Raw genomic sequence first — 12,583 nt, forward strand, 5'->3', positions numbered from 1 at the left:
CACCAGCACGCGTTGTTCAGACGCTGAACCGGTTCAACGTGTACGCCCGATAAGCCGCGACGAACGCGTCGAACGAGCCGACTTCTTCCTGTTCGAGTTTGGCCTGTTCAGCCAGCGACTTCGCGGCGAGATCGGTGAATGCCCTGGTTTGCTCCGCATCCAGCGGACGCGCGCGGAAATACGCGGCGTGTGCTTCGCTTTGCGCGAGGCCGAAGGCGAGGAAGCTCTGCTGCTTCTCGCGCATGGTTTGCAGCACGCGCGCCGACGGCGTTAGCGAGACATCCGCCAGCTTCGCGCGTTGAACCGCGACGGCGCGCGCATGCGCGTCGCCGCCATGCAACGCGTCGAGCGTGGCGGCCGCGGCGTCGATCTTGATGAGGAGTTCGTTCGCCCAATCCGTCATCGCGATCGGGCGGCCGTCGCGAGTCAACTCGAGGCCGGGCTTGCGACCTTCCATCGTCACGCGGCCGAAATTCTGGTTGGCTTCGGCATAGGCGTCAGGCGGCAACAGCGCGCTGTCGTCGAGTGCGCAGACCAGCAGGTACGCATCGAGAAAGCGCGACGTCTCCAGCGAAATGCCGGTCGGCTCGAACGGATCGATGTCCATGCAACGGACTTCCACGTACTGCACGCCGCGTGCGGCCAGCGCGTGCAGCGGACGTTCGCCCGGATACGTGATGCGCTTCGGACGGATTGTCGAGTAAAACTCGTTTTCGATCTGCAGCACGTTCGTGTTGATCTGCACCCACTCGCCATCGCGCTGCGTACCGATCGCTTCGTACGCCGGATACGGCTGGCTCACAGCCTTCGCAAGCGCGTCGAGGTAGCCCGGCAGCGTGTCGTAATCCGCGTGCAGCGCGGCTTGCGCCGTGGTGTTCGAATAGCCGAGGTCGCTCATGCGCAGGCTGGTCGCGTACGGACGATAGAGCGTGTCGGCGTCGAGCGTGTCGAGCGTATGTTGGCGATCGCGCAGGAAACGGCGATCCAGTGCCGGCGAAGCGCCGAACAGATACATCAGCAGCCAGTTGGTGCGGCGGAAATTGCGGATCAGCGCGAGATAGCGGTCGGACTGGAAGTCCACGGCGTTCGCGGTGGATTGCTGATCGGCATGCAGCAGCCGCCACACTTCTTCGTTGAGCGAATAGTTGTAGTGGATGCCCGCAATGCACTGCATCGTGCGACCGTAACGCAGCGCGAGACCGATCCGGTACACGTACTTCAGTTTGCCGATATTCGAACTGCCGTAGTGCGCGATTGGAATGCCTTCGTCGGTGTCGGGCAGCAGACCCGGCATGGAGTTGTTCCACAAGATCTCGTCGCCGAGTTCCGCGTAGACAAAACGATGCAGCGTGTCGAGCTTCTCCAGCGTGATCGCGACGTCGCGCTCAGCCGGCGTGATCAGTTCGAGCAGCGCTTCGGAATAGTCTGTAGTGAGCGAAGGATGCGTGAGCGCCGAACCGAGCGCCGGCGAATGCGGCGTCAAGGCGAGCTTGCCCTCGTGCGTCACGCGCAGGCTTTCCTTTTCGATGCCGCGCAGGCCGCTTGTCAGCGCGTCGCGCTGCGGGCCTGAGGTCAGCACGGACAGGCGGTGCGAGAGCGCGTCGGTCGTGCGGGAAGGTGTCGTGTTTGGCATTGATGCGAGTCGAGCGTTGTCGGCCGCCATGTGCCGCAGCACTGCGCGGTGGACAACGTTCGGCGGAATTTTCAGTAGCGGGCACTTTAACATCTCGCCACAACGGCTGCTTGAGGCCGCTCCGGCAGGGCATCCGGGCGCGCCGGGCAACCTCTTTTCCGGGCCAATCCGCCTGCCTTTTCGGCCAGTTCGTCGGCTGTGCGCCGCACTACTTTACCCGCCACGCGCGTTGCGCGCGATCCGCTTTTCTCCGCGCTTTTCTTCCCGCCTGACGCCAGGCTTCAGCCACCACGCGCAGCGCCGGCGCGGTCCGCGACTTCATTCCATAAATGCATCGCCGCGTACGCGCGCCACGGCCGCCACATGTCGGTGCGCGAGCGTTGCTGCGTGGGCCGCACGAGCGACGGATCGCGCGCGCAGATCGCCTGCATCAGCACGAGGTCCCATGCGGGCCACGCGTCGGCGTCACGCCATGCGCGCATCGCGACATACTCGACGGTCCACGGGCCGATGCCGGGCAGCGCAAGCAGCGCGGCACGCAGGGCGTCGGCGTCGGCTGTCTTGCTGTCGAGCGGCACGTCGCCGGTCGCGACCGCGTGCGCGAAACCTTGCAACGCCGCCACGCGTTTCCCCGGCATGCCGATCTGCGCGAGGTCCACGGCGGCCAGCGCGGCGGGCGTCGGAAAGCGCCAGGCGGTGTTCTCGTGCGGATGACCCTCGATGCGCTCGCCGGCACGCTGCACCAGTCTTCCGATGATGGTGGTCGCCGCCTTCACGCTGACCTGTTGTCCGACGATCGCACGCACCACCAGTTCGAAGCCCGACCATGCGCCCGGCACACGCAGGCCGGGCACGGCTTCGACGAGCGGCGCGAGCCAAGGGTCGGCGGCGAGCTCGGCTCCGATCTTTTTCGGGTCGGCGTGCAGATCGAACATCTTCGCAATCGGCGCGGCGAGTGCGTCGGCGTGACGGCTCACGGGCCCTTCGATGCTGGCGACGAGGCAACGCTTGCGCGGATGCAGACGCACGCTGAGCGTGCCGCTGTCGCCGGCCCAATCGATCGCGCGACGGTACGCGCCGTCTTCCACCGCTTCGACGCCCGGCGTCGCTCGTCCGCCGAAGAAGCGCAGCAGGCGCGGCCAGTCGAAGGGTGGTTTGAACGGCAATTCGAGGGTAGCGACTTCGTCAAGCGTGCTCACGCGGCGTGATCCAGTTTGGTGGTGGTTTCGGTGTCGATTTCGGCGTCTGCAAGGGCGCGCTCGTCATGCCTTGTCTGGCCGCGCGAAAAATCACCGGCATGCTGGGCCTCGTTGTCGAGCAGCGCAGCCTTGCGCGGCAAACCCCAGCGATATCCCGCCAGCGCCCCGCCCTTTGCCACCACGCGATGACAAGGAATCGCCAGTGCCACTGGGTTCGTCGCGCAGGCGCTGGCGACCGCGCGCACCGCACGCGGCGCGCCGACCGTTTCGGCGATCTGCGAATAGCTGCGCGTCTCGCCGTATGGAATGCGCCGCAACGCATCCCAGACACGCTGCCGGAATGCCGTCGCGGCGATGTCGAGCGGCAGATCGAAGTCCTGGCGCGTGCCCCGCAAATAGGCGTCGATCTGCGCGATGAACGGCGCAAGGTGGTCAGTGTCTTCCAACAGATCGGCGTTGGCGAGTTCGCTGCGCAGGTCGTTGGCGAGCATGGCGGCGTCGTCGCCGAAACCGATCTTGCAGATGCCCTTCTCCGTGGCCGCCACGAGCACGAAGCCGAGCGCCGTGGAAGCGCTGGCATAGCGCACGGTGAGTCCGGCGCCCTTGCGGCGATACGCGGACGGCGCCATGCCGAGTTCGGCCGAGGCGCTGTCGTACATCCGCGAGGGCGAGCCGAAGCCCGCGTCGAGCGTGGCGCGAGTGACGTCCGAGCCGCGCCGGAGCGCGTCGCGCAACGCGGCGCCCCGTTGGGCGGCCTGATATTGCCGCGGCGACACGCCGACCACGCGTTTGAACAGGCGCTGAAGGTGAAACGGGCTGACGTGCACGGCGGCGCTCAACTGCGCGAGCGTGAGGCGTTGCTGCGGATCGGCGTCCAGCGCGGCACAGGCGCGGTTCACGATTTCCAGCTCGCGCGGCAGACCGCCGGGCTGGCAGCGTTTGCAATCACGAAAACCGGCGTTGCGCGCGGCGGCGGCATCGACGAAGAACGCGACGTTCTCGCGGCGCGGCTGGCGCGACGCGCACGACGGGCGGCAGAACACGCCGGTGGTTTTGACGGCGTAGAAGAACGCGCCGTCGGCCAGCGGCTCACGGCGTGTGACGGCTTCCCAGCGCTCGTCGTCGGAAGTCCAGCTGGCGGCGCTGGATGGGGTGTCGGTAGGCGTGCGGTTCATGTTGGTCCCGGATCAGCGGTGTCGATGTTCACCAATGTAGGCCGCATGCCGACACAGTACGCCCCGGTTCTTGCTCTGTCATTGCGCTTCTTCGTAGCGCCCAAAGGCACGCCAGGCGCTCGTTTTGCCGCAAACTGCGACAAATTCGCACGATATCGGGTTTTCCCTTAAAAAGTTATTGCGTCGCACCAACCCCATGTGTATATTAGTACTTGTCTCCTCCATGTCTCCTCCTGATATGGATTCAGCCCGCTCCACATAGAGCGGGCTTTTTTTCGCCCATACCTGTCTGATCCGGCCCTCACTCGCGGCGCCGTCCTTTCTCCTACACTGGCTATTCACCCATTCTTCGAACCGGCCAAAGGGGCGTTCGACATGAAAATCCATATCCGCGAGATCGATCACGTCGTCATTCGGGCGACGAACGTCGAGGCCATGGCGCGATTTTATTGCGACGTGCTGGGTTGCACCGTGGAGAAGGAGCAGCGCGATCTGGGCCTGACACAGTTGCGTGCGGGGCGCTCGCTGATCGACCTGTTGCAGGTCGGCGCCAAGCTCGACCATGCCGAAAACGGCGTGCCAGGAGCCGGGCGGAATATGGACCACCTATGTTTGCGCATCGAGCCGTTCGACGCCGAAGCGCTCAAGGCGCATCTGACCGGACACGGCGCGCGGCTGGGCGAACTGGGGCAGCGCTACGGCGCGGACGGCTTTGGGCAGTCGCTGTATCTGTTCGACCCGGAGGGCAACATGGTCGAACTCAAGGGGCCGCCGGACGCGGCGCGCGTGACGTCGCTTTAAGCGCTTCGAGCGTCGGCCGCGTTCAGTGTCAGGCGTTGGCGGGCGCCTTCAATACCGTCCATTCGATTTTCACCGCATCGGCTTCGGCGCTGCCGAGCCATGCTTCGCCGTCCTGCACCGTGCATTGCAGCCGCATGGTCCGTTCGGCTAGCGAGCCGAGCGCGCTGGCGACGTCTTCGCCGAGCGTCCACACCGTCACGTTGCGCATACGTTCGACCTTGTTGCGCACGCCCTGCCACCAGATGTCCGACGCCCGGCCGCCATAGGCGATCACGATCACCTGATTCGAGCGGCCGCTTGCCTTGGCGATACGCCGTTCGTCCGGCTGACCCACTTCGATCCAGGTCTCGATCGCGCCCGTGAGATCTTTTTCCCACAGATCCGGTTCGTCCACGTCCGACAGACCTTTGCAGAATTCGAGGCGTTCCTGCGCGAACAGCGCGAACGCGGCGACGCGGACCATCATCCGTTCGTCGGTTTCCGAGGGATGGCGGGCGATCGTCAGCGAATGATCGGCGTAATAATGCCGGTCCATGTTGGCGATCTGCAGTTCCGCCTTGTAAATCGTCGATTTGAGAGCCATGCCGTTGCTAAACCAGGCGCTCGCTCCACCGGAGCGAACTGAAAAAGAATCGTCGACGGCGCGTTGCCGTTTTCCGTGTTTGTGGTACATCTTTCGGTCCCTCCCGCGCCGTCAGCCGGCTGCTATTACCACGGGAGAAGCATTTATCGCGCCACTGCCGGCTCGAAAGCGGTGCCGTACACCTCGCCCGCGGCTTCCCGCAGGGCCTCCAGCACGACCGAGGCTGCCGGTGAAAGCAGGTGCGACTGGCGCGTGATGATACCGAATGTATCCATCCTGCACGGTAAATCGATCGGCACTCGTTTCAAAACGCCGTACTGTTGGTATTGACGCGCCACTTCGTCGGGTAGAACCGCCAACATGTCGCTTTGGAGCAGCAGGCTCGAAATCGCCAGAAAATTGTTCGTATTGACCACGTTTTGCGGCGGATTCAGCCCGATTTGAGAAAACATCAGATCGAAACGATGGCGCAAGACGCTGCCTGGCGGATGCAAAACCCAGCTCGCGTTGACGATTCCACGTAGCGTCAAACCTGTCTCATTTTCGAGATGATGGCCGGGCCGCGCGACCACGCAAAGCGGTTCATCGGCGAGCGGTTCATAGCGGACTTCGGCGTTGAACTGGTTTTGCCGCTCCAGGACGCGGCCGATCATGATGTCCAGTTCGCCTTCCGCCAGCCGCGGCAGCATCACGTCCGAGGTTTCCACCTCTACCCAGATCTGCAATTGCGGATAGCGTTCTTTCACCTCGGCAATCGCGCGCGGCACCATGGTTGCCGCGGCCGCCGCGATCACGCCGATCCGCACCTGGCCCGCCAGGCCCGCGCGCAACGCCGATATTTCGTCGTGTGCATGGCTCAGATTCGACAGCACCATGCGCGCATGGCGGATCATGACCTCGCCGTATAGCGTGGCGTGCATGCCGTGCGGCGTGCGGTCGAACAGGCTCACCTCCAGCATGTCCTCCAGCTCTTTGAGCAGACGCGAGGCGGCGGGCTGGGTCATGCCGAGCACGTCGGCGGCCCGGCGGACGTTGCCCTCCTCGTCCATCGCCGCGAGCAGCAGTAACTGCCGCGTCTTGAGCCGCGCCCGCACGAACCAGTTCGAGTAGCTACGCGTCATGGTCTCTCTCCAACCTGTTTTCTGATAAGCGGCTCGAAGCCGACCGCTGCGCGGTTTGTCCGGGGCGGTGCTCCATCATGCCATATCGAAATTGATATCGGGACGGCTTGAAAAGGGATTGGAAAGTTATTGGGACGGCTCATACCATTCGTGGACTTTCCGAACTTCCTCACGTGGTGCCTTTCCATCGATGAACCGCGATCCCGTCCCACTCGCTGCAAGTCCGTTGCGCCACTACATCAATGGCGGATGGCAGACCGGCGCGACCACGGGCGTCTCGCTCAACCCGTCGGACCTGGACGAACCGGTCGGGGAATATGTGCGGGCCGATGTGCGGCAAACGGATACGGCCATCGAAGCGGCGCACCTGGCTTTCCGCGAGTGGTCGCTGGCGTCGGCTCAACGCCGCGCGGACGTGCTCGATGCGATCGGCAGCGAGGTGCTCGCGCGCCGCGACGAACTTGCCCAACTGCTGGCACGCGAAGTCGGCAAGACGCTGCCCGAGGCCATGATCGAGACGACGCGCGCCGGCCAGATCTTCAAGCTGTTGGCGGCCGAAGCCTTGCGCGCCGTCACCGAGTCCGGCGCGAGCACGAGCGCGCGCGCCGGCGTCGAAGTGGACGTGACGCACGAACCGCTCGGCGTGATCGGCATCATCGCGCCGTGGAGCGCACCGCTCGCGATCGCCGCGGCGAAGATCGGCGCCGCGCTCGCCCACGGCAATTGCGTCGTTTTCAAGCCGGCCGAATCGACGCCGGCTTGCGCGGCGGCGCTGGCGTCGATCATCAGCCGCGCCGGTCTGCCGGCGGGCGTGTTCAATCTCGTGATGGGCAGCGGCCGGCAGGTCGGCGCGCGGATCGCCGCGCATCCGCTGACCTCGGCGATCAGCTTCACCGGCTCGGCGGAAACCGGCACGCGCGTGCTGCAAGCCGCCGCCGCCCGCCAGGCGCGTGTGCAACTCGAGATGGGCGGCAAGAATCCGTTCGTGGTGCTGGCCGATGCCGATCTCGACGGCGCCGTCGATGCCGCCTTGCACGGCGCCTATGGCTCGACCGGTCAATGCAGCACCGCAGCGGCGCGGCTGATCGTCGAGCGCGCGGTGTTCGACCCGTTCGTGGACGCCTTGCGGGCGAAACTCGCGAGACTCACGATCGATCACGCCCTGAAGCACGGCACTGACATGGGGCCCGTGGCGAACGCCGCGCAGTTGCAGCGCAATCTCGACTATGTGCGCATCGGTCTGCAGGAAGGCGCGCACCTGCTGCACGGCGGCCGCCACCTGGAACGCGCAACGCGCGGCTATTTCTTCGAACCCGCGTTATTCATCGGCGAATCCGAACACCGTATCGCGCAGGAGGAAATCTTCGGCCCGCTCGCCGTCGTGTTGCGCGCGGATGACTACGACCACGCGCTGCATCTCGCGAACGACACCACATATGGTCTATGCGCCGGCATCTGCACGCGCTCGCTCAGCCGCGCGCGGCATTTCCGCCGTCATGTGCATAGCGGTCTCGTCACGATCAATCTGCCGACCACGGCCGTCGAGCATCACGCGCCCGGCGGCGGCCGCAAGGCGTCGGCCTATGGCGCTACCGGCGCGGGTTTCTGGACGGCCGTGAAAACGGCCTACGTAGCGAACTGATGCTCATAAGATCCCTTTACGCCGTGGCGTCCCACCACGTTCATCCACGTCCCGGCTAACGCCGCCGTGCATCACCCGCTGCAAATAAACGAAACCAATGCAGCTTTTCAACCTCAGGAGACAGACATGACCAGCAAGCTTCGCCGTTTGACGCTATCCGCAGTAGCGGTCGCCGCCCTCGCCGCACCCTTTGCCGCGCAGCTTTCCGCACACGCGGATCAGCCGCTCAAGGTCGGCTTCCTCGTGAAGATGCCGGAACAGGCGTGGTTCATCAACGAACAGAAGGCCGCGAGCGCGCTCGGCCAGAAGGACGGCTTTTCGGTAGTCAACATCGGTACGCCGGACGGTGAAAAAGTGCTGGCCGCGATCGACAACCTCGGCGCGCAAGGCGCCAAAGGCTTCGTGATCTGCGCGCCCGACGTGCGCCTCGGACCGGCGATCCAGGCTCGGGCGAAGCGCTACAACATGAAGTTCGTCACCGTCGACGATCAACTGGTCGACTCCACCGGCAAGCCGCTGCCGAACGTGCCGCATCTGGGCATGTCCGCGTTCAAGATCGGCAATCAGGTCGGCACCGCGATCTCCGAAGAAATGAAGCGCCGCGGCTGGAAGCCGGAAGAAGTCGGCGCGCTGCGCATCACGAACTACGAATTGCCGACCGCAAAACTGCGCACCGATGGCGCCACACAATCGCTCCTCGCCGGCGGCTTCAAGAAGGAAAACATTTTCGACGCTCCGCAAAAGACGACCGACGACGAAGGCGGCTTCAACGCGTCGTCGCCGGTCCTCGCGCAGCATCCGAACATCAAGAAGTGGGTGATCTTCGCGCTCAACGAGGAAAGCGTGCTGGGCGGCGTACGCGCGACCGAGCAGTTGCATATTCCGGCGGCGGACGTGATCGGCGTCGGCATCAACGGCGCGGGTGAAGCATTCGCCGAATTCCAGAAGAAGGAGCCGACGGGCTTCTACGGCACGATTGCCGTGAGTTCGACGATGCATGGCAAGGAAAGCACGGAGAACCTCGTCGAGTGGATCAAGGACGGCAAGCAGCCGCCCGCCGATACACAGACCACCGGCAAGCTGATGGTGCGCGGTAACTGGCAGGACGTGCGTAAAGAACTCGGTATTTAAGCGGTATTCGAGTCTGCACGCCGCGGGCCGTCCCTCGCTCAAGCGAGAGCGGTCCGCTCTGGTTGTTCTTCCGCTTGAGGTTTTTCGATGACGTCTTTACACACCGAGTCCCACGCCGGCGAACCGGCGCCCTCACCTGCGCCCTTGCCTGCGCGCCTATCGGCCGAGCCGTATCTGCGACTCGACGGCATCACCGTGCGCTTTCCGGGCGTGCTCGCGCTCGACCAGGTGTCGCTCGAAGTGCGGCGCGGCGAAGTGCATGGCTTGATGGGGGAAAACGGCGCGGGCAAATCGACGTTGCTGAAGGTGTTGTCCGGCGTGAATCAACCCGCGGCGGGCACCTTGTCGCTCGATGGCGTTGAACAGCAGTTCGTCACGACGAAGGCGGCGATTGCCGCGGGCGTGGCGATCATCTATCAGGAACTGCATCTGGTCCCCGAACTGACGGTTGCGGAAAACCTGATGCTCGGCGCCCTGCCCAATCGTTTCGGTGTGCTGGACGAAAAAGCGCTGGTGGCGCGCGCCATGCGCGAACTGGAGCGGCTCGGCGAAAAGATCGACCCATCGCAGCAGGTGAAGAATCTTTCGATCGGCCAGCGGCAAATGATCGAAATCGGCAAGGCGCTAATGCGCGACGCGCGCGTGATCGCGTTCGACGAACCGACCAGTTCTCTGTCGTCGCGCGAAACGACGCAACTATTCCGGATCATTCGTGCGCTGAAGGCCGAAGGCCGCGCGATCATCTACGTCACGCACCGGATGGATGAAGTGTACGAACTGTGCGACCGCGTGACGGTGTTTCGCGACGGCCGCCGCATCGATACGTTCGACGCGGGTGAAGGACTCGATCGTGATCGCCTGATCAGCTGCATGGTGGGCCGCTCGATCGCCGACGTGTACGGCTATCGCTCGCGCGAACTCGGCGACGTGCAACTCGATGTCAAGAACCTGATGGGACGCGGTCTGCGCGAACCGGCTTCTTTCACGGCGCGCAAAGGTGAAGTCGTCGGCTTCTTCGGGCTCGTCGGCGCGGGGCGTTCCGAGTTGATGAAGCTCATCTATGGCGCGGTCAAACCGGCGGGCGGCGAGATCACGCTCAAAGGCAAGCGCGTGCGCTTTGCCACACCGCGCGACGCGGTGCGCGCAGGCGTGGCGCTGTGTCCCGAAGATCGCAAGCAGGAAGGCATCGTTTCGATCGCCTCGGTATCGGACAACCTCAATATCAGTTGCCGTCGCCATTTCAGCCGCTTCAACGTGCTCAACGGCCGCAAGGAAGCGCAGACCGCGAAAGAGTTCATCGGCAAGCTCGCGATCAAGACGCGCAATGGCGACACGCCGATCGGCACGCTCTCGGGCGGCAATCAACAAAAAGTGATTCTGTCGCGCTGGCTTGCCGAAGACATCGACGTGTTTCTGATGGACGAACCCACGCGCGGCATCGACGTCGGCGCGCGCAGCGAGATTTACGGGCTGCTGTATGGGCTCGCCGAAGCGGGCCGCACGGTGATCGTCGTGTCGAGCGACCTCGCCGAAGTGATCGGCGTGGCGGATCGTGTGATCGTGATGAAGGAAGGCCGCATTGTCGGCGATCTGCCCAAGGCGCAGGCCACCCCCGATGCGCTGATCAAGCTCGCCCTGCCCCGCTGACGCCGTCTTGCATCCTCGACACAACGAAGGCAACTGAATCGAATTGCGTTATTGAAACGGAATACACACCATGCACACACCTTCAACCGATTCATCGACCCCAGCCGTCGCCTCAGCGGGATTGAGCGCGCGCGCCGCGCGCACCTGGGACATGATCAACAAGTCCGGCATCGTCATGGTGTTCGTGATTCTGTTCGCGGTCCTGTCGTTCACCGTGCCGGACTTTCTGAGCTCGCGGAATATTCAGGGCTTGTTGCTTTCCGTCACGCTGATCGGTTCGATCTCCGTCACGATGATGTTTGTGCTCGCGCTCGGCGAAGTGGATCTCTCGGTGGCGTCGATCGTCGCGTTCGCGGGCGTGGTGGCGTCCACGCTGATCACCGCGACGCATAGCGTGATGCTCGGCGTCGCGGCCGGCGTGCTCGCGGGTGGCGCGGTCGGACTCGTGAACGGCGTGCTGGTCGCGCGCTACAAGATCAACTCGCTGATCGTCACACTCGCCATGATGGAGGTCGTGCGCGGCCTCGCGTATATCACCTCGAACGGCGACGCCGTGATGATCTCCGAAGAACGTTTCTTCGACCTCGGCGGCGGCTCGTTCCTCGGTATTTCGTTTCCGATCTGGAGCAACATTGTCGGCTTCGTGCTGTTCGGTTTTCTGCTGAAGAAAACCGTGTTCGGCAAGAACGTGCTGGCCGTCGGCGGCAATAGCGAGGCGGCCTTGCTGGCGGGCTTGCCGGTCACGCGCATCAAGATCACAGTGTTCGTATTGCAAGGCCTCGTGACCGGCTTCGCGGGCGTGATGCTGGCGTCGCGCATGAGTCTGGGCGACCCGAAAACTTCAGTCGGCCTCGAGCTCGGCGTGATTTCGGCATGCGTGCTTGGCGGCGTCTCTCTCACTGGCGGCGTCGCGACGATTTCCGGTGTGCTGGTCGGCGTGCTCATCATGGGTTCCGTGCAGGACGCCATGAGCCTCCTGAATGTGCCGACCTTTTATCAATACCTGATTCGCGGCGGGATTCTGCTGCTCGCGGTGCTGTTCGACCAGTTCCGGCGCAGCAAGCGCGTGCACTAATGCGCGCCCCGCTCTACATGTTTGCCAACAGGAGATTTCATGGCTGATTCGAACCAGACAAAAAAGCCGCTGCGCAGCCAGGCGTGGTTCGGCCTCAAGGACCGCGACGGCTTTCTGCATCGCTCGTGGATGAAAAACCAGGGCATTCCGCACGACGAATTCGACGGACGCCCGGTCATCGGCATCTGTAATACGTGGTCCGAACTGACGCCTTGCAATGCGCATTTCCGCGAGCTGGCGGAGTACGTAAAAAAGGGCGTGCATGAAGCCGGCGGCCTGCCGCTCGAGTTTCCGGTGATGTCGCTCGGTGAGACCAACTTGCGGCCCACCGCAATGCTGTTTCGCAACCTCGCTTCCATGGATGTCGAGGAATCGATTCGCGGCAATCCGATGGACGGCGTGATCCTGCTGGTCGGCTGCGACAAGACCACGCCGGCTCTGTTGATGGGCGCGGCTTCGTGCAATCTGCCCGCGCTGGCGGTCTCCGGCGGACCGATGTTGAACGGCCGCTTTCGCGGCAAGAACATCGGCTCCGGCACGGGCGTGTGGCAGATGTCCGAGGAAGTGCGCGCCGGC

The 12,583-nt window shown here is 64.0% G+C and carries 11 protein-coding genes; 6 read left to right on the plus strand and 5 right to left on the minus strand.

Annotated elements, in window-relative coordinates; genetic code table 11:
- Nucleotides 1-16: 16 nt before the first annotated feature.
- From gshA to ada, 3 genes are all read right to left on the minus strand, one after another.
- Nucleotides 17-1,633 (minus strand): glutamate--cysteine ligase, encoded by a 1,617-nt coding sequence (gene gshA / locus P0D68_RS20570; RefSeq protein WP_408299707.1) that lies wholly within the window; start codon nt 1,631-1,633, stop codon nt 17-19.
- Between the two features lie 281 nt (nt 1,634-1,914).
- A complete protein-coding gene (locus P0D68_RS20575; protein WP_091797708.1) occupies nt 1,915-2,832 on the minus strand; it encodes a DNA-3-methyladenine glycosylase family protein in 918 nt (305 codons plus the stop codon).
- Nucleotides 2,829-4,007: a bifunctional DNA-binding transcriptional regulator/O6-methylguanine-DNA methyltransferase Ada gene (ada, locus tag P0D68_RS20580; protein ID WP_408299705.1), complete on the minus strand. Its 1,179-nt coding sequence runs from the start codon at nt 4,005-4,007 to the stop codon at nt 2,829-2,831. Before ada ends, P0D68_RS20575 begins: the two co-directional genes overlap by 4 nt.
- A gap of 375 nt (nt 4,008-4,382) precedes the next feature.
- Here ada and P0D68_RS20585 point away from each other — a divergent pair, with 375 nt between their 5' ends.
- Nucleotides 4,383-4,808 (plus strand): VOC family protein, encoded by a 426-nt coding sequence (locus P0D68_RS20585; RefSeq protein ID WP_091797703.1) that lies wholly within the window; start codon nt 4,383-4,385, stop codon nt 4,806-4,808.
- Between the two features lie 28 nt (nt 4,809-4,836).
- Here the strand turns inward: P0D68_RS20585 and P0D68_RS20590 are convergent, their stop codons facing one another.
- Nucleotides 4,837-5,391 (minus strand): YaeQ family protein, encoded by a 555-nt coding sequence (locus P0D68_RS20590; protein ID WP_091797700.1) that lies wholly within the window; start codon nt 5,389-5,391, stop codon nt 4,837-4,839.
- Nucleotides 5,392-5,534: 143 nt separating this feature from the next.
- Complete coding sequence (locus P0D68_RS20595; protein ID WP_408299702.1) at nt 5,535-6,512, minus strand: LysR family transcriptional regulator; 978 nt, start codon at nt 6,510-6,512, stop codon at nt 5,535-5,537.
- Between the two features lie 190 nt (nt 6,513-6,702).
- On the opposite strand from P0D68_RS20595, the gene P0D68_RS20600 reads away from it, so the two are divergent.
- From P0D68_RS20600 to P0D68_RS20620, 5 genes are all read left to right on the plus strand, one after another.
- On the plus strand, nt 6,703-8,154 hold the full coding sequence (locus tag P0D68_RS20600) for an aldehyde dehydrogenase family protein (RefSeq protein ID WP_408299700.1): 1,452 nt from the start codon (nt 6,703-6,705) through the stop codon (nt 8,152-8,154).
- Between the two features lie 126 nt (nt 8,155-8,280).
- Nucleotides 8,281-9,285 (plus strand): arabinose ABC transporter substrate-binding protein, encoded by a 1,005-nt coding sequence (locus tag P0D68_RS20605; protein WP_408299698.1) that lies wholly within the window; start codon nt 8,281-8,283, stop codon nt 9,283-9,285.
- Between the two features lie 87 nt (nt 9,286-9,372).
- Nucleotides 9,373-10,932 carry an L-arabinose ABC transporter ATP-binding protein AraG gene (gene araG / locus P0D68_RS20610; RefSeq protein ID WP_408299696.1) on the plus strand — a complete coding sequence of 520 codons (1,560 nt, stop codon included), beginning with the start codon at nt 9,373-9,375 and terminating at the stop codon, nt 10,930-10,932.
- Nucleotides 10,933-11,002: 70 nt separating this feature from the next.
- Nucleotides 11,003-12,007: an L-arabinose ABC transporter permease AraH gene (gene araH, locus P0D68_RS20615; protein WP_091797684.1), complete on the plus strand. Its 1,005-nt coding sequence runs from the start codon at nt 11,003-11,005 to the stop codon at nt 12,005-12,007.
- Between the two features lie 39 nt (nt 12,008-12,046).
- Nucleotides 12,047-12,583: dihydroxy-acid dehydratase domain-containing protein (locus P0D68_RS20620; protein WP_408299694.1), on the plus strand; the 537-nt coding region annotated here is incomplete at its 3' end.

The organism is Paraburkholderia sp. RL17-380-BIE-A (assembly GCF_046028085.1).
Classification (GTDB): Bacteria; Pseudomonadota; Gammaproteobacteria; order Burkholderiales; family Burkholderiaceae; genus Paraburkholderia.

What these genes read in the sequence shown, in the direction of transcription:
- P0D68_RS20600 (WP_408299700.1), top strand. Translation starts at nt 6,703, where the DNA reads ATGAACCGCGATCCCGTCCCACTCGCTGCAAGTCCGTTGCGCCACTAC.
- P0D68_RS20605 (WP_408299698.1), top strand. Translation starts at nt 8,281, where the DNA reads ATGACCAGCAAGCTTCGCCGTTTGACGCTATCCGCAGTAGCGGTCGCC.
- P0D68_RS20595 (WP_408299702.1), bottom strand. Translation starts at nt 6,512, where the DNA reads ATGACGCGTAGCTACTCGAACTGGTTCGTGCGGGCGCGGCTCAAGACG.
- P0D68_RS20590 (WP_091797700.1), bottom strand. Translation starts at nt 5,391, where the DNA reads ATGGCTCTCAAATCGACGATTTACAAGGCGGAACTGCAGATCGCCAAC.
- araH (WP_091797684.1), top strand. Translation starts at nt 11,003, where the DNA reads ATGCACACACCTTCAACCGATTCATCGACCCCAGCCGTCGCCTCAGCG.
- araG (WP_408299696.1), top strand. Translation starts at nt 9,373, where the DNA reads ATGACGTCTTTACACACCGAGTCCCACGCCGGCGAACCGGCGCCCTCA.
- gshA (WP_408299707.1), bottom strand. Translation starts at nt 1,633, where the DNA reads ATGCCAAACACGACACCTTCCCGCACGACCGACGCGCTCTCGCACCGC.
- ada (WP_408299705.1), bottom strand. Translation starts at nt 4,007, where the DNA reads ATGAACCGCACGCCTACCGACACCCCATCCAGCGCCGCCAGCTGGACT.
- P0D68_RS20585 (WP_091797703.1), top strand. Translation starts at nt 4,383, where the DNA reads ATGAAAATCCATATCCGCGAGATCGATCACGTCGTCATTCGGGCGACG.